The sequence below is a fragment of the Enterobacter sp. T2 genome, assembly GCF_010692925.1.
Classification (GTDB): domain Bacteria; phylum Pseudomonadota; class Gammaproteobacteria; order Enterobacterales; family Enterobacteriaceae; genus Enterobacter; species Enterobacter kobei.
Window position 1 is genome coordinate 2,702,045 of record NZ_CP048736.1, and the last position, 15,409, is coordinate 2,717,453.

16 protein-coding genes and 3 pseudogenes are annotated in these 15,409 nt (G+C 51.0%); 7 read left to right on the forward strand and 12 right to left on the reverse strand.

The genetic code is table 11. From position 1 onward, the window contains the following. Nucleotides 1-28: 28 nt before the first annotated feature. Complete coding sequence (gene hemA / locus G0034_RS12940) at nt 29-1,285, reverse strand: glutamyl-tRNA reductase (protein ID WP_008499512.1); 1,257 nt, start codon at nt 1,283-1,285, stop codon at nt 29-31. Nucleotides 1,286-1,486: 201 nt separating this feature from the next. On the opposite strand from hemA, the gene lolB reads away from it, so the two are divergent. From lolB to dauA, 4 genes are all read left to right on the forward strand, one after another. Then, the gene (gene lolB, locus G0034_RS12945; protein ID WP_014884196.1) at nt 1,487-2,098 is read left to right on the forward strand and encodes a lipoprotein insertase outer membrane protein LolB; all 612 of its coding nucleotides are present in this window, start codon (nt 1,487-1,489) and stop codon (nt 2,096-2,098) included. Then, nucleotides 2,095-2,964 carry a 4-(cytidine 5'-diphospho)-2-C-methyl-D-erythritol kinase gene (ispE, locus tag G0034_RS12950; RefSeq protein ID WP_179120929.1) on the forward strand — a complete coding sequence of 290 codons (870 nt, stop codon included), beginning with the start codon at nt 2,095-2,097 and terminating at the stop codon, nt 2,962-2,964. Before lolB ends, ispE begins: the two co-directional genes overlap by 4 nt. A gap of 125 nt (nt 2,965-3,089) precedes the next feature. Then, nucleotides 3,090-4,037, forward strand: a complete 948-nt coding sequence (prs, locus tag G0034_RS12955; protein WP_003856663.1) for a ribose-phosphate diphosphokinase — start codon at nt 3,090-3,092, stop codon at nt 4,035-4,037. A gap of 124 nt (nt 4,038-4,161) precedes the next feature. Next, nucleotides 4,162-5,841, forward strand: coding sequence for a C4-dicarboxylic acid transporter DauA (gene dauA, locus G0034_RS12960; protein WP_179120930.1), 1,680 nt, complete (start codon nt 4,162-4,164; stop codon nt 5,839-5,841). Here dauA and G0034_RS12965 read toward each other — a convergent pair. Both G0034_RS12965 and ychH read right to left on the reverse strand, forming a co-directional pair. After that, nucleotides 5,827-6,885, reverse strand: coding sequence for a MerR family transcriptional regulator (locus tag G0034_RS12965; protein WP_045134151.1), 1,059 nt, complete (start codon nt 6,883-6,885; stop codon nt 5,827-5,829). The genes dauA and G0034_RS12965 overlap by 15 nt on opposite strands. A 120-nt stretch (nt 6,886-7,005) precedes the next feature. Then, a complete protein-coding gene (ychH, locus tag G0034_RS12970; protein WP_008499505.1) occupies nt 7,006-7,281 on the reverse strand; it encodes a stress-induced protein YchH in 276 nt (91 codons plus the stop codon). 274 nt (nt 7,282-7,555) lie between these two features. Here ychH and pth point away from each other — a divergent pair, with 274 nt between their 5' ends. Together pth and ychF are read left to right on the forward strand one after the other, a co-directional pair. Then, entirely contained in the window at nt 7,556-8,140 is a 585-nt protein-coding gene (gene pth / locus G0034_RS12975; protein WP_014884200.1) for an aminoacyl-tRNA hydrolase, read from the forward strand. Nucleotides 8,141-8,266: 126 nt separating this feature from the next. Beyond that, a complete protein-coding gene (gene ychF, locus G0034_RS12980; protein WP_179120931.1) occupies nt 8,267-9,361 on the forward strand; it encodes a redox-regulated ATPase YchF in 1,095 nt (364 codons plus the stop codon). A 302-nt stretch (nt 9,362-9,663) separates the two neighbouring features. On the opposite strand, the gene G0034_RS12985 is transcribed toward ychF, so the two are convergent. The 3 genes and pseudogenes from G0034_RS12985 to G0034_RS12990 form a co-directional block, all read right to left on the reverse strand. Then, nucleotides 9,664-10,110, reverse strand: coding sequence for an SMI1/KNR4 family protein (locus tag G0034_RS12985; RefSeq protein WP_023330592.1), 447 nt, complete (start codon nt 10,108-10,110; stop codon nt 9,664-9,666). A gap of 13 nt (nt 10,111-10,123) precedes the next feature. Beyond that, nucleotides 10,124-10,543, reverse strand: coding sequence for an HNH/ENDO VII family nuclease (locus tag G0034_RS23410; RefSeq protein WP_255344243.1), 420 nt, complete (start codon nt 10,541-10,543; stop codon nt 10,124-10,126). Continuing rightward, a pseudogene (locus G0034_RS12990) lies at nt 10,520-11,593 on the reverse strand (RHS repeat domain-containing protein); the annotation flags it as partial. The pseudogene G0034_RS12990 and the gene G0034_RS23410, both read right to left, overlap by 24 nt. A 2-nt stretch (nt 11,594-11,595) precedes the next feature. Between G0034_RS12990 and G0034_RS12995 the strand changes: the two are divergent. Further along, a pseudogene (locus G0034_RS12995) lies at nt 11,596-11,697 on the forward strand (DUF933 domain-containing protein); the annotation flags it as partial. Between the two features lie 54 nt (nt 11,698-11,751). Here the strand turns inward: G0034_RS12995 and G0034_RS13000 are convergent. The 6 genes and pseudogenes from G0034_RS13000 to G0034_RS13025 form a co-directional block, all read right to left on the reverse strand. Further along, the gene (locus G0034_RS13000; protein WP_014884201.1) at nt 11,752-12,045 is read right to left on the reverse strand and encodes a YciI family protein; all 294 of its coding nucleotides are present in this window, start codon (nt 12,043-12,045) and stop codon (nt 11,752-11,754) included. A gap of 99 nt (nt 12,046-12,144) precedes the next feature. After that, nucleotides 12,145-12,510: a hypothetical protein gene (locus G0034_RS13005; RefSeq protein ID WP_179120932.1), complete on the reverse strand. Its 366-nt coding sequence runs from the start codon at nt 12,508-12,510 to the stop codon at nt 12,145-12,147. Between the two features lie 16 nt (nt 12,511-12,526). Further along, complete coding sequence (locus G0034_RS13010; protein WP_032629020.1) at nt 12,527-12,907, reverse strand: hypothetical protein; 381 nt, start codon at nt 12,905-12,907, stop codon at nt 12,527-12,529. Between the two features lie 101 nt (nt 12,908-13,008). Next, nucleotides 13,009-13,491, reverse strand: a complete 483-nt coding sequence (locus G0034_RS13015) for a hypothetical protein (protein WP_023330595.1) — start codon at nt 13,489-13,491, stop codon at nt 13,009-13,011. Next, nucleotides 13,488-14,359, reverse strand: a pseudogene (locus tag G0034_RS13020) (RHS repeat-associated core domain-containing protein); the annotation flags it as partial. The gene G0034_RS13015 and the pseudogene G0034_RS13020, both read right to left, overlap by 4 nt. A gap of 553 nt (nt 14,360-14,912) precedes the next feature. Then, nucleotides 14,913-15,395 carry a hypothetical protein gene (locus G0034_RS13025; protein ID WP_023330597.1) on the reverse strand — a complete coding sequence of 161 codons (483 nt, stop codon included), beginning with the start codon at nt 15,393-15,395 and terminating at the stop codon, nt 14,913-14,915. Nucleotides 15,396-15,409: the final 14 nt, after the last annotated feature.

Genomic DNA, 15,409 nt, shown 5'->3' on the forward strand with positions numbered 1-15,409 from the left:
CCTTGTCTTAGAAAATGGGTATAGGGCGCTATTCCAGCCCGAGGCTGTTGCGCAGAATAGTCAGGCGTTCATCATCCCCGTCACGGGCTGCCTGTTGAAGAGATTTGGTTGGTGCATGGATCAGGCGGTTGGTCAGTTTCCACGCCAGATCCTGCATAATAGCCTGTGCGTCGCCGCCCTGTTCAAGGGCCGCTAACGCTTTGGCAGTCAGGTCATCACGCACCTGCTCCGCCTGCCCGCGATACTCGCGGATGGTCTCGCTGACGCTTTGCGCGCGCAGCCAGGCCATAAACTCGCTGGTTTCCTGCTCAACAATGGTTTCCGCCTGTACCGCCGCCGCTTTACGCTGAGCGAGGTTGTGCGAAATGATGCTTTGCAGGTCGTCAACGCTGTAAAGATAGGCGTTCGCCAGTTTACCGACTTCCGGTTCAACATCACGCGGGACGGCGATATCCACCAGCAGCATCGGCTGATTTCGACGCGACTTCAGCGCGCGTTCCACCATCCCTTTACCGATGATTGGCAGCGGGCTGGCGGTAGAACTGATAATAATGTCCGCCTCTTTCAGACGTTCATCGATGTCGCTCAGCGCAACCACTTCTGCGCCCACCTCATCCGCCAGAACCTGCGCACGTTCGCGGGTGCGGTTCGCGATAATCATCTTTTTCACTTTATGCTCGCGCAGATGGCGCGCCACAAGTTCGATGGTTTCGCCCGCGCCGACCAGCATCACGGTGACGGTGGAAAGGGACTCAAAGATTTGACGTGCAAGGGTGCAGGCTGCGAAAGCAACAGAAACCGCACTGGCACCAATGTCGGTTTCGGTTCGCACACGCTTCGCCACGGAGAACGACTTCTGGAACATACGCTCCAGTTCACTGGCCTTCAAATGCCCTTTTTGCGAATCCGCAAAGGCTTTTTTCACCTGACCGAGAATCTGCGGCTCGCCCAGCACCAGTGAATCCAGACCGCTGGCGACGCGCATCAGATGGCTGACCGCATCATTGTCCTGATGCCAGTACAGGCTATTACGCAGCTCGTCTTCGTTGAGATTGTGGTAGTCACATAACCAGCGGATCAGCGCTTCATGCAGGTTATCCTGCTCTTCCACGCTTAAATACAGCTCGGTACGGTTGCACGTCGAGAGCACCACGCCCCCTTGCACCATCGGTTGGGCAAGCAGGCTGTCCAGCGCCAGGTCAAGCGTATCCGGCGAAAACGTAACGCGTTCTCGCAGCGAAACCGGGGCCGTTTTGTGGTTAATACCGAGTGCTAATAGGGTCATGTTGAGCGGGAGTAGTACCAGCGTTAATAAGGTTAGCAGGACGCATCATACAGGATGCGCGAGATCAATAAAAGAGACCGCCTCCTTTCGGAGTAATAGCTTACGCATTGCTTTGAGATAATTTGAACGTAGACGGTGGGACTGCGGGACGCTAGCATTAACAGTTATAACTGCAACGTATCTCAAGGATTTGTCCTCATTATGACCCGACTGATTCGCCTGCTGCCTCTGGCGGCACTGGTTCTGACCGCATGTACTGTCACCCAACCAAAAGGCCCGGGCAAAAGCCCTGATTCACCGCAGTGGCGTCAGCACCAGCAGGACGTCCGCAATTTGAGCCAGTATCAGACCCGCGGCGCCTTCGCCTATCTCTCTGATGAACAAAAAGTGTATGCGCGTTTCTTCTGGCAGCAAACCGGGCAGGACAACTATCGCCTGCTGCTGCTGAACCCGCTCGGCAGCACCGAACTGGAGCTTATCGCCAAACCGGGCGAAGCGCAGATCACCGACAATAAAGGCCAGCACTACACCGCGACCGATGCCGAAGAGATGATTGGCAAGCTGACCGGGATGCCGATCCCGCTGAACAGCCTGCGCCAGTGGATCCTCGGCCTGCCGGGTGACGCCACCGACTACACCCTGGACGATCAATACCGTCTGAGCCAGGTCAACTACACCCAGAATGGCAAAACCTGGAAAGTGGTATACAACGACTATGACAGCAAGAGTAAACCATCGCTGCCATCAAATATGGAGCTGACACAGGGCAGCCAGCGCATCAAGCTCAAAATGGATAACTGGATCGTTAAATGATGACCCACTGGCCTTCTCCGGCAAAACTGAACCTGTTTTTATATATCACCGGTCAGCGTGCTGACGGCTACCATACCCTGCAAACGCTGTTTCAGTTTATTGACTATGGCGACACGATCGCCATTGAGCCGCGTCAGGACGGGCAGATTTGCCTCCTGACGCCGGTCGAAGGCGTGGCGCATGAAGACAACCTGATTGTGCGTGCCGCGCGCCTGCTGATGAAAGCGGCGGCGTCGTCGGGGCGGCTGCCCGCGGGAATCGGTGCGGACATCAGTATAGAGAAGCGCCTGCCGATGGGCGGCGGTCTGGGCGGCGGCTCATCTAACGCCGCCACGGTGCTGGTTGCCCTGAATCACCTCTGGGGCTGCGGGCTGTCGCAGGACGAACTGGCCGCCCTGGGCTTGACACTGGGCGCGGATGTTCCGGTGTTTGTTCGCGGTCATGCGGCCTTTGCCGAGGGCGTGGGGGAAATCCTCTCCCCGGTCAACCCGCCGGAAAAATGGTATCTGGTTGCTCACCCCGGCGTGAGCATTCCGACCCCGGTCATCTTTAAAGATCCTGACCTGAAAAGAAATACCCCGATTCGGTCAATAGAAACGTTATTAAATTGTGAATTCAGCAACGATTGCGAGGATATCGCAAGAAAACGTTTTCGCGAGGTTGATGCGGTGCTTTCCTGGCTGTTAGAATACGCGCCGTCGCGCCTGACTGGTACAGGGGCCTGTGTCTTTGCTGAATTTGACACCGAATCCGCCGCTCGTCAGGTGCTTGAGCAAGCGCCGGATTGGCTGCATGGTTTTGTAGCGCGTGGGATGAACATCTCCCCTCTACAGCAGGCCATTCTGGCGCAGACTGAGTTTCGGTGACAACGTCACCCTGTTCCAGACGTTGCATCGCGCTCTTTAATACACCGCCTGGATAGCCTTCGCCTGGCCCGCACAGTTTGCGGCGAACGCTATCCACCACTGGACGCATGCCTGAGGTTCTTCTCGTGCCTGATATGAAGCTTTTTGCTGGTAACGCCACCCCGGAACTAGCACAACGTATTGCCAACCGCCTGTACACTTCCCTCGGCGACGCCGCTGTAGGTCGCTTTAGCGACGGCGAAGTCAGCGTACAAATTAACGAAAATGTACGCGGTGGTGATATTTTCATCATCCAGTCCACCTGTGCTCCAACGAATGACAACCTGATGGAACTGGTTGTTATGGTCGACGCGCTGCGTCGCGCTTCCGCAGGCCGTATCACTGCTGTAATCCCTTACTTCGGCTATGCCCGTCAGGACCGTCGCGTCCGTTCCGCGCGTGTGCCAATTACCGCTAAAGTCGTTGCTGATTTCCTCTCCAGCGTCGGCGTTGACCGCGTACTGACCGTTGACCTGCACGCAGAGCAGATCCAGGGCTTCTTCGACGTCCCGGTTGATAACGTATTCGGCAGCCCAATCCTGCTGGAAGACATGCTGCAGCTGAACCTGGACAACCCGATCGTGGTTTCTCCGGACATCGGCGGCGTGGTACGTGCCCGTGCTATCGCTAAGCTGCTGAACGATACCGACATGGCGATCATCGACAAACGTCGTCCACGCGCTAACGTTTCTCAGGTGATGCACATCATCGGTGACGTTGCTGGCCGCGACTGCGTGCTGGTTGACGATATGATCGATACCGGTGGCACGCTGTGTAAAGCCGCTGAAGCGCTGAAAGAACGTGGTGCGAAACGCGTATTTGCTTACGCAACTCACCCGATCTTCTCCGGTAATGCGGTGAACAACCTGCGTAACTCCGTCATTGACGAAGTTGTGGTATGCGATACCATTCCACTGAGCGACGAGATCAAGGCACTGCCAAACGTGCGTACCTTGACCCTGTCCGGGATGCTGGCCGAAGCGATTCGTCGTATCAGCAACGAAGAATCCATCTCTGCAATGTTCGAACACTAATCGAACACGGCCGAAAAACCCGCTGCGGCGGGTTTTTTTGTCTTTAGGTTTTATTTGTATGATTAATGCCTCCTTCACCTGCCATTCATATGACAGATGATGCGCACTCGGATGATAGATAATTGTGAAAAACGTAGCCTCCTCACATGTTCTGCCCTTTCGCGCCCTCATCGACGCTTGCTGGAAAGAGAAGTACACCTCGTCACGTTTTGTCAGTGACCTGATTGCCGGGATCACCGTCGGCATTATCGCCATACCGCTGGCGATGGCGCTGGCGATTGGTAGCGGCGTTGCACCACAGTACGGCCTCTACACCTCGGCCGTTGCCGGGATTGTCATCGCCCTGACCGGTGGTTCACGCTTCAGCGTCTCTGGCCCGACCGCCGCTTTTGTGGTGATCCTCTACCCGGTTTCGCAACAGTTTGGTCTTGCAGGCCTGCTGGTTGCCACCCTGATGTCAGGCCTGTTTTTGATTCTCTTTGGCCTGGCCCGCTTTGGCCGCCTGATTGAGTACATTCCCCTTTCCGTCACGCTCGGGTTCACCTCAGGGATCGGGATCACCATCGGAACCATGCAGATCAAAGATTTTCTCGGTCTGCAGATGCCTCACGTACCGGAACATTATCTGCAAAAAGTGGGCGCGCTGTTTATGGCACTGCCTACGGCCAACCTGGGCGACGCCGCCATCGGGATTGTGACGCTGGGTACGCTGATCGTCTGGCCTCGTTTAGGGATTCGTCTGCCGGGTCACCTTCCCGCGCTGCTGCTGGGTTGCGCAGTAATGGCAATCGTCAATATGTTCGGTGGTCATGTCGCGACGATCGGCTCGCAGTTCCACTATGTGCTGGCGGACGGTTCTCAGGGTAGCGGCATTCCGCAACTGTTACCGCAACTGGTACTGCCGTGGGACATGCCTGGCTCCAGCTTTACCTTAAGCTGGGATTCCCTGCGCGCCTTGCTTCCCGCCGCATTCTCTATGGCAATGCTGGGGGCCATTGAATCGCTGCTCTGTGCCGTCGTGCTCGACGGCATGACCGGCACCAAACATAAAGCCAACAGCGAACTGGTCGGTCAGGGGTTAGGCAATCTCATCGCCCCGTTCTTTGGCGGTATTACCGCAACGGCAGCCATCGCCCGTTCAGCGGCGAACGTGCGCGCGGGAGCAACCTCCCCCGTTTCGGCGGTTATCCACTCCGTGCTGGTGATCCTCGCTCTGCTGATCCTTGCCCCCCTGCTCTCCTGGCTGCCGCTTTCCGCTATGGCCGCGCTGCTGCTGATGGTGGCCTGGAACATGAGTGAGGCGCATAAGGTGGTCAACCTGCTGCGTCGTGCACCAAAAGACGACATCATCGTAATGTTGATCTGTATGTCGCTGACGGTGCTGTTCGATATGGTTATCGCCATCAGCGTCGGGATCGTGCTGGCTTCCCTGCTGTTTATGCGCCGCATTGCACAGATGACGCGCCTTTCGCCGGTCAACGTAGAGGTGCTTGATGATGTGCTGGTGCTGCGCGTAATTGGCCCGCTGTTCTTCGCCGCGGCGGAAGGCCTGTTCAGCGAACTGGAAACCCGCATCGCGGGCAAACGGATTGTGGTATTGAAATGGGATGCCGTACCGGTGCTGGATGCCGGTGGCCTGGACGCCTTCCAGCGCTTCGTACAACGTCTGCCGGAAGGCTGCGAGCTGCGGGTGAGTAACCTGGAATTCCAGCCGCTGCGCACCATGGCGCGCGCGGGCGTACAGCCGATCCCTGGCCGACTCTCTTTCTACCCTAACCGGGAAGCGGCGTTAGCGGATCTGTGATTCACCTGATGCGGAGAAACGTCTCTGCATCATTATCCCGATGGCCTGCTGGAGCCATGCAAGCACAGCAGGCGACATCCATGTTCCTTTCATCAGCTGCGGCTCCTGCTGCATGGCCGCGCGAAACTTTTGCTGGGTTTCCGGGTTTGTTCCCGCATACGACTGGAATAACGCCAGCCAGTTTTCAGCCAGCTTTTGCGCCTCCTCACAGGCAGGATCGATACTTTTCCGCTGCGCCTGATGCAGTTTCGCCACCAGCGGCGGCCACTCCATCATGCGGTCAAAGTAGTGTGCCCTGGTAAAGGCCATCTCTTCGGCGGTGAGATACTTCTCCCATATGTTGAGCTTAGATTCAGCAAACGCCCGGGTAATGTACTCCGTCATCTCCGGCGTGATGCCAGTCTGCGCCTGCATTTGCGGCTCAACGCTGTGCATTTCGTTCAGCCGGGTAAGAAACTCCGGCTTGCCCGCCGTGTCCTGCTCCAGGCGTTCCATCCAGCGCGTCGCCAGCTCCATGGCTCGCGCATCCGTAACGGGGATATGTTGCTCCAGAAGTATGTTGGCCTCTGTAACCAGCCCTGACCAGATAGCCGCCAGTGCCTCCTTCTGCACCGCAAACGGCAGCTGCTGTAACTCTTCTTTGCTAAACCAGCGATCGTACATATTCATTAACTCCAGCGTCTGTAGCCAGGATTCCAGATCCGGCGTCGCATCGTCGCGAAGCCCGGTGCGGAGTTCCACCAGCCGGTCGCGCAGCGTATGTATGCTGCAAAGCTGTTTATCCAACAGCGTGATTTGCGCATCGAGTAACTCGGTTAACGACAGCGACGCCTGTTCCAGAAAATCCCTGATTTCAGCAAGTTCCAGCCCCGCTTTTGCCAGCGTCTGGATCATGTGCAGACGCTGGACATCTGCCAGGTTGTAAAGCCGGTAACCTGCCGCACTTCTGGCAGAAGGCAGCAACAACCCTGTTTGCTCATAGTGATGCAATGTCCGCACGGTGATCCCGGCCCGTTTCGCAAGCTCACCCACCTGAATCAACATAATTGCTCCTTTTTACTTTGCCAGTGCACCCACTCTGGAGCCTTACGTTACGTGAGGGTCAATACTACATGCAAAAAAAAACGACTCCCTCGGGAGTCGTTCGGTGTTCTTTATCAGGTACTAGCTGTGCTTGTGCTGATCCCTGCGACAACGTTTATCATAATGGCGCACCCACCAGTATTTATCGCAGACTTCCTCATGTCCGCTCACGCGCGCCCCGGCAAGCCACAATACTGCACCGAGGAAAATGCTCAGTACCGCGCCATGCGCGAAGTATTGCGGGAGATCAAGCTGCGGCAATTGGTTTAAAATTGAATAACCCACGCCGACAACCATCACGAACAGCCCCAACCCCATCAGCACGTTACCGAGTAACGAAGCGTTTTTGCGTTTCATGTGTCACCTCCGGAACTTTGGGTTGTCAGGGGAAAAGCCCCTAATCCTTGTGTGTAAAGTATAGACAACGCCCCTTTTATGAGTTGCGTGAATGATCACATTTACGGATAACTCCCAAACAAAAGTTTACAAATAAGGCGTTGAACAGCTTGAAATTCTAATTGTTCAGATGAGTAATTATTCGACTTTCGCCGTGACGATTGCAGAATTTTGTCAAGCGGCGCGCCAGACAGTAAACTACGCGCCAGATCTGGAACCCATTAGGAATTGAATCGTGACGATTAAACTGATTGTCGGCCTCGCCAACCCGGGCGCAGAATATGCGGCCACTCGCCACAATGCCGGGGCATGGTATGTTGATCTGCTGGCCGAGCGGTTGCGTGCTCCCCTGCGCGAAGAACCTAAATTCTTCGGCTATACCTCACGTATCAACCTTGCTGGCGCAGATGTGCGCCTGCTGGTACCCACCACCTTTATGAACCTGAGCGGTAAAGCCGTGGCGGCAATGGCAACGTTTTATCGCATCAATCCGGATGAAATTCTGGTGGCTCACGATGAACTGGACCTCCCACCCGGCGTGGCAAAATTCAAACTAGGCGGCGGGCACGGGGGCCATAACGGTCTGAAAGATATTATCAGCAAGCTGGGCAATAACCCGAATTTCCACCGTTTGCGCGTAGGAATCGGCCATCCGGGCGATAAAAACAAAGTTGTTGGTTTTGTGTTAGGTAAGCCCCCGGTTTCTGAGCAGAAGCTGATTGACGAGGCGGTAGACGAAGCGGTGCGCTGCACTGAAATTTGGCTGAAGGATGGCTTAACCAAAGCGACAAACCGCCTGCACGCTTTCAAAGCGCAATAATCCGCCCGATACGGCTTTTTTACCGCGCGTGATGCGGGTTACGTGTATAATAGGCAGAGTTATTTACTTTTCATCAATCGGTTATCGTTAACGGATTGATTATCAAGATATTAAGGTGATTTAGAAATGGGATTCAAATGCGGTATCGTCGGTCTGCCAAACGTGGGCAAATCCACCCTGTTTAACGCGCTTACCAAAGCGGGTATCGAAGCGGCGAACTTCCCGTTCTGTACCATCGAACCGAACACCGGGGTTGTGCCATTGCCCGACCCGCGTCTGGACCAGCTCGCGGAGATCGTGAAGCCACAGCGCATTCTGCCGACCACCATGGAGTTCGTTGACATCGCGGGCCTGGTAAAAGGCGCCTCCAAAGGTGAAGGTCTGGGTAACCAGTTCCTGACCAACATTCGTGAAACCGAAGCGATCGGCCACGTTGTGCGCTGCTTCGAGAACGACAACATCATCCACGTCAACAACAAAGTGGATCCGGCTGACGACATCGAGGTCATCAACACCGAGCTGGCGCTCTCTGACCTCGACACCTGCGAACGCGCGATTCACCGCGTGCAGAAGAAAGCCAAAGGCGGCGATAAAGACGCGAAAGCGGAACTGGCTGCGCTGGAAAAATGTCTGCCACAGCTGGAAAACGCGGGCATGCTGCGCGCGCTGAAAAACCTGACTGAAGAAGACAAGGCGGCGATCAAATACCTGAGCTTCCTGACCCTGAAGCCAACCATGTACATCGCCAACGTTAATGAAGACGGTTTTGAGAACAACCCGTATCTGGACAAAGTGCGTGAAATCGCCGCGGCGGAAGGTTCTGTCGTTGTGGCGGTATGCGCTGCCGTTGAATCTGATATCGCCGAGCTGGACGACGCTGACCGTGAAGAGTTCATGGCCGAGCTGGGTCTGGAAGAGCCGGGTCTGAACCGCGTAATTCGCGCGGGTTATGAGCTGCTGAACCTGCAGACCTACTTCACCGCTGGCGTGAAAGAAGTCCGTGCCTGGACGATTCCTGTGGGTGCAACTGCGCCTCAGGCAGCCGGTAAGATCCACACCGACTTCGAGAAAGGTTTTATTCGCGCGCAGACTATCGCGTTTGAAGACTTCATCACCTACAAGGGTGAGCAAGGCGCGAAAGAAGCAGGCAAGATGCGTGCGGAAGGGAAAGATTACATTGTTAAAGATGGCGATGTGATGAACTTCCTGTTTAACGTTTGATTGGTTTTGAATGAAGAAAATCCACGCTTTGGCGTGGATTTTTTTATTCGAGGGTTAAAACACATTTTCCAGGAGTTCTGTTTTCATGCTGGGTTCAAATGGAATGATCTCAACAGTCGCAAGCTTTAACCTCTGAAAAGGATCCTCGCGTAGTCGCTCCTCAAGAGAGGCAAGACACTCAGATTTAGCAAGAATGACGCCACCGTTTCTTGGGATCCATTTACATTATAAGGCCCAAGTTCCATCATAGACCTTATAATGTTAGCTCTTGATTGAAAAGATCAAAATTTACTTAAAAAAAATCATGTCCGTAATTTCACATAATTATCAAAAAACTCAGAAAACGAAGCGTTTAAAGTGTTTGTTTCTTTTCTGGAAAACAGATCATAATTAATAACTCGACCAAAAGTTTTGCCGCCACAGTCTATACACCAACAAACTTCGTCATCTTTGAAATAGATAACTGCATAGTTTTCAGGAAGGGAGAACTCAGTCCGGCAATAATTTGTATCATAAAAAACAGCACCTCCGGATTCTTCGAGTGCATTGTTATCAACTACTCCTGAGATCTCCTCTCCAATTACACCGCCGCCGCCAACCAAATGTAAGAACTCTTTAAAATCAAGTGGGAGTTTAATACCCAGATTATTTTCAAGTATGTCAATCTGCTCTAGATCAACCGGGCCTAACCAAAACACCTCGTCTGTAGCATTCTTATCTAAATGCTCAATTGCAGTTTTGATAGTCATCTTTTACACCCTATTAAAAATCCAATGATCTCAACTTCCAATACGCGCTTCTAAATCTGTTGTACTGCCTATCAAGTTCAGGAGTATTTCTAAAACTCCCACCATTCTCAATTAATCCATGCAATTGCTTATGATACAGCTTATGCGTTGATGAAAGAATTTCCACCATCGGTCCAGGCTCTTGTCCAAGAACATGATGGAGGTTAACTTGTTTTCCATCCGTGCCAATCGGAGCATAGCCATTCTTCATCAAATCAACATTTGTCCAACCATCCTTAACTTTCGCTTTGATTGAAGGATGAACTGACGGATGAACCGACTTAGGGACACCTGGATGTATATCAACAGTATTTTTATAGACTGTACGTCCCAGAATGGTTCCAGGCTTATATTTACCTGAGGATGAACACCTACTCAACCCCCACGGATCCACCCACCCCAGCGCATTCGGCGCATACTGGTAAAGGTTTATCCCCCCCGCCAGCCCTATCGGGTCCTGCTGCGTAAACCGTCCGCAGTCCGGGTCGTAATACCGGAACAGATTGTAGTGCAGCCCTGTCTCACGATCCAGGTATTGACCCTGCATGCGCAGGTTCTGAGAATATCCTGATACCTGCGTTTCGCTTTCCCGCAGCAGCTTGCCCCAGGCGCTGTTCACCGCGTCCCAGCGCACCTGCCCTTCGATATCCGTCATCCGCTCCGGCGTGCCGTTGGGCTGACAGTGGAACCAGAAGATTTCCGGGGCATCCACGCCGTCGATACGCGCCAGCGGATCGTAGCTGTCCTGATCGCTGTAGACGTAGGTCAGCGGCACATCCCCGTGCACTTCCTGCAGCAGGCGGAACCCCTCCCAGACAAAACGGGTAGTGACCGGCTTGCCGGTTGGCTGCCCGCCCAGCATCTGGCGACGCGTTTTGCTGATCCGTCGTCCGAGCGGATCGTAGCGGAAGTTGACCTGCGTCTGCGGTTTGTTGCGATCCCGCGGCTGGCTGATGACCTCCGTCAGGCGGTGCTCGCCGTCGTAGCGGTAGTGCCACCGGGTCTGGCCGTTATCCTTCTCCACGGTGCGGCCGTGAATGTCATAACGCCAGCGAATGCCGTTCAGCTGCGTCAGGCGGTTATGCGTGACCTTCTCAGCAGCCCCTTCGAGCGGGTTACCGGCGGCATCCCAGCGCCACTGCTCCTGTCCGGGCAGCGAGCCGTCCTGAACCAGCAGGCGCCCGGCGCTGTCGTACTGCCAGCGGTACCAGCTGAACGGATTATCGTCCCGCTCTTCCCGCACCAGGTTATTGCGGTAATCGTAATCCCAGCAGCGGGACCAGCGGCGCGGCGACGGGCGGTGAGCATTGCCGGTAAAGACGTCCCGGCGATGCAGTCGTCCAAGGTGGTCGTACTCGCTGCGGGTGGTCAGCAGCCCCTGGGTGCGGCTGGTTTCACGGTGGAGTTCGTCGCGGGCAAAGTCGGAGACCGACAGCTTATTGAGAACAAGGTGAGCAAGGCAAGAAAGAATCAGGCAAGATGCGTGAGAAAGAGAAAGATTACATCGTTAAAGATGGCGATCTGATGAACTTCCTGTTTAACGTCTGATTTGTTTTGAATGAAAAAAATCCACGCTTTGGCGTGGATTTTTTTATTCGAGGGTTAAAACACATTTTCCAGGAGTTCTGTTTTCATGCTGGGTTCAAAGGGAATGATTTCAACAGTCGCTAGCTTTAACGCCTGAAAAGGATCCTCGCGCAAGCGCTCTTCAAGAGAGGCAAGACTTTCACACTTAGCGAGAATGACCCCACCGTTTCTTGGGATCCGTCTACCGGATGCCAGGAAAATCCCCTCTGAATACCCCTTTTTTAGCCACTCAACATGAGCATGTATCGCTGCGTCAATCTCTTCGAGTGGTTTGATATAGGTTAAAATGACAATGTAAACCGTGCTCATCCTTTGCCTCTTAGCTCTGTTTTAAACCGCTTGTTGGAACTGCTTATGCAGCCCTCTTTTGCCACCGGTTATTGTTATCATTTTTTGGTGCTTTTGATGTTAATACGCAGGGCCCGATAGAGACAGCGCGTTACGCTTCATATCCCAGGAATAAAACCAATCATGCCAGCCGTTTTGCTTTTCCGCATAGCTACAGACCACAACCACTTGCTTTGACAGGTTGAAAGTTAAGTAATAGAAAGCTGCGCCTTCAGGAGGTGCTGACCAAAATGGTTTTTCACCCTGCGCATTGAAGATGGTCAAAACGGTTGGTAATGGCTTTGGTTCGCTTAACGCAAAGACTAACTGGCGTGTTGAGTCGACCATTGCATTGTCTAAAAATGGCATACTAACCACTCTGTTACTTTCACCACTAGCCCAATGAAGCAGGTTATTTTCTTTAAAATAAATGAGATTTTCAATCATTGGTAAACCTCAACCTTTAAAGGTTGATCTTTTTCAAATCACCTTCAAAAAGCCCCACAAGATATACCCGGTATCGTGCTGGTTGCACTTCTTTATACGTTAATACACTAGAAAAATCTTTCAAACACTTTGAACATGTATTTTTCGAAACATCTAATTGGCTATCGTCGTAGCTATATTTCTTATGTTCACTAACAAGCTTCACACCTCTCATTTTCTTAACCAAAAAGCTTTTTACCTCTTCAGTAAGCGTGTCAAACTCATATGAGTTTACGATAGAGTAGACTATTACCCCGTCACACTCAGGGCATGATATTTCCTTTCCATACTCTATGAAATCATTGTCAATGCCATCGAGGACTAATAACTTCTTTTTAAGTCGATTAGTTATTTTCATTTTCTCTATAACTTTTAACTCCAATAATAACAAGTAAGATTAAAAGTAAATGGATGATGTTATTAGTCAATAACTTAATTTAGGCAAGCCTTAGTTATTGATTATATTGAATTCCAAACTATATGTATGCCATGGTTGAATGACTTTGTCTCATACGAGACAGAAATTCGGCCCCATTCATAATCCCATCTAATCATTTCTGTTTTCGTAATATCAGGAGCCCCTAAATTCAGAGAAAGGCTTAGCCAATCAGACAAGCTTTTCACTGAGTTATTTAGCATGTTAATATTAGTTCTTGCATCCCAGTCCTTTAGGGATTTATAATATTCACTATCTTTATCGACAAGATGAACCATAAAAGGAAAACCAAAACATATTGGCCGTATGTTAATTTCAAATTCTTTATCGCAAAAAAACACCGGATCAATAAGATAGTGATAAGGCATGTATTTCTTTACAGCATTAAACGTATTTAGTTTGTGATAAAGTTTACTGTTGCAAAATCCTTCTTCAGTATCAATCTCTAAAGTTAGACCATCGAAAATTAGCTTTCCCGTTTTCGCATTAAAATTTAAGTTTATCATATATCTAAAATCTTTCCTGGGGTTAAGGACTGAAGTCCTCCCCCATCTCCATACAACTTATTGGCTGCAGCTCTACCGTAAGCAACATCTATGTCTTCGCTTACATAGAAAGCCCTTAATTTCGTACGTACAGACCATCGAGGATCTAATTTTACCTGTAGCACTTGATGATAACCCAAAGGATCGCCTCTATATTGATTGACTGTTGGGAATGTCACAGTATATGAGGGTTGTTGATTCCCATTCGGGTAAAGAGCATAAAGAATTATACCTTTTTTCAGCTTCCTATTCTTATAAACATCAATACCGGGATAATCATCATTTCCAGGGCCTTGCCACTTTGTTGCTTCTTTAGATGGATCCTTACATTTACGACTCAACCCCCACGGATCCACCCCAGCGCATTCGGCGCATACTGGTAAAGGTTTATCCCCCCCGCCAGCCCTATCGGGTCCTGCTGCGTAAACCGCCCGCAGTCCGGGTCGTAATACCGGAACAGACTGTAGTGCAGCCCTGTCTCACGGTCCAGGTATTGCCCCTGCATGCGCAGGTTCTGAGAATATCCTGATACCTGCGTCTCACTTTCCCGCAGCAGCTTGCCCCAGGCGCTGTTCACCCCTTCCCAGCGCACCTGCCCTTCGATATCCGTCATCCGCTCCGGCGTACCGTTGGGCTGGCAGTGGAACCAGAAGATCTCCGGGGCATCAACGCCATCGACACGCGCCAGCGGATCGTAACTGTCCTGATCGCTGTAGACGTAGGTCAGCGGCACGTCCCCGTTCACCTCCTGCAGCAGGCGGAACCCCTCCCAGACGAACCGGGTAGTGACCGGCTTGCCGGTTGGCTGTCCGCCCAACATCTGGCGTCGCGGTGACGGGCGCTGGGCATTGCCAGTGTATACATCCCGGCGATGCAGTCGACCAAGACAGTCGTACTCCCTACGGGTGGTCAGCGCCCTCTGCATGCAGAAGGAAAAAATTACACTGTTAAAGATGGCGACATACTGAACTTCCTGAATAACGTTTGAATAGTTTCAGTTGTGTCTTGAGACTCTCTTTACTTCATAGCATTTACTAATAACCCACGCCATATCTTGATTTTTTCTTGAAAGTTCAATTAAAGTATTTATAGCGAAATCTGAAGGCGAGTAATTCATTCCGCCATAAATGCAATCTTTTCAGAATTATTATCTAACTATTCTTTATGCATTTTCATTATACATCCCTCCTTTTTAGACCCACTTATAAAAGATGTACAAAGAAGATTATTATTTCATTTAGAAAAAAGGGATTAATCCGATTTTTTATCTCGCATACTAAATAAGGCAGTCATCTATAATAAATTTAAATATCACTACTGGACAATATGGCTTCCGTTCCATGGATGGATAACTCATATATGTAATGTACGATTTATTACCATCAGAGATTAAGATTCCATTCAATATATATCCCACAATCAAAGGATCTTTCATTTGATTGCACTGTTATCTCTCCCCATTCATAAGTCCATTTTGTTCCATATGGAGGCTTATTTATCTTTCCCATATTGTTTCTGGAAAATTTATTTTGAACCCATTCTGTCAATCGTCTTTCTTCCTCTTCTAGATTTTTTAACGATGCCCTCTTATCCCAATCTTTGAGTGATTGATAAAAATCTCCGTCTTTACTTGTAAGAAAAAGAGATGGATTAAATGAGAAAATTGCTGGTCTGAACTCTACGATAAAATTCTGCCCTTCCCATTCAATATCATTTTTCGAAAAATAAAATTTACCTATCTTAGTAAATTGCGGATGGGTTTTGTAAAACTCAGATGAAGTAAATATTTCAAAAGAACTAAGTTCAATAGGATAATCATCAATTTTAACATTCCCATTTTTTACATTAAATGTCATCTTTTTCATATATCTATAACCTT

What these genes read in the sequence shown, in the direction of transcription:
- hemA (WP_008499512.1), bottom strand. Translation starts at nt 1,285, where the DNA reads ATGACCCTATTAGCACTCGGTATTAACCACAAAACGGCCCCGGTTTCG.
- lolB (WP_014884196.1), top strand. Translation starts at nt 1,487, where the DNA reads ATGACCCGACTGATTCGCCTGCTGCCTCTGGCGGCACTGGTTCTGACC.
- ispE (WP_179120929.1), top strand. Translation starts at nt 2,095, where the DNA reads ATGATGACCCACTGGCCTTCTCCGGCAAAACTGAACCTGTTTTTATAT.
- G0034_RS12965 (WP_045134151.1), bottom strand. Translation starts at nt 6,885, where the DNA reads ATGTTGATTCAGGTGGGTGAGCTTGCGAAACGGGCCGGGATCACCGTG.
- ychH (WP_008499505.1), bottom strand. Translation starts at nt 7,281, where the DNA reads ATGAAACGCAAAAACGCTTCGTTACTCGGTAACGTGCTGATGGGGTTG.
- ychF (WP_179120931.1), top strand. Translation starts at nt 8,267, where the DNA reads ATGGGATTCAAATGCGGTATCGTCGGTCTGCCAAACGTGGGCAAATCC.
- G0034_RS12985 (WP_023330592.1), bottom strand. Translation starts at nt 10,110, where the DNA reads ATGACTATCAAAACTGCAATTGAGCATTTAGATAAGAATGCTACAGAC.
- G0034_RS13000 (WP_014884201.1), bottom strand. Translation starts at nt 12,045, where the DNA reads ATGAGCACGGTTTACATTGTCATTTTAACCTATATCAAACCACTCGAA.
- G0034_RS13005 (WP_179120932.1), bottom strand. Translation starts at nt 12,510, where the DNA reads ATGATTGAAAATCTCATTTATTTTAAAGAAAATAACCTGCTTCATTGG.
- G0034_RS13010 (WP_032629020.1), bottom strand. Translation starts at nt 12,907, where the DNA reads ATGAAAATAACTAATCGACTTAAAAAGAAGTTATTAGTCCTCGATGGC.
- G0034_RS13015 (WP_023330595.1), bottom strand. Translation starts at nt 13,491, where the DNA reads ATGATAAACTTAAATTTTAATGCGAAAACGGGAAAGCTAATTTTCGAT.
- G0034_RS13025 (WP_023330597.1), bottom strand. Translation starts at nt 15,395, where the DNA reads ATGAAAAAGATGACATTTAATGTAAAAAATGGGAATGTTAAAATTGAT.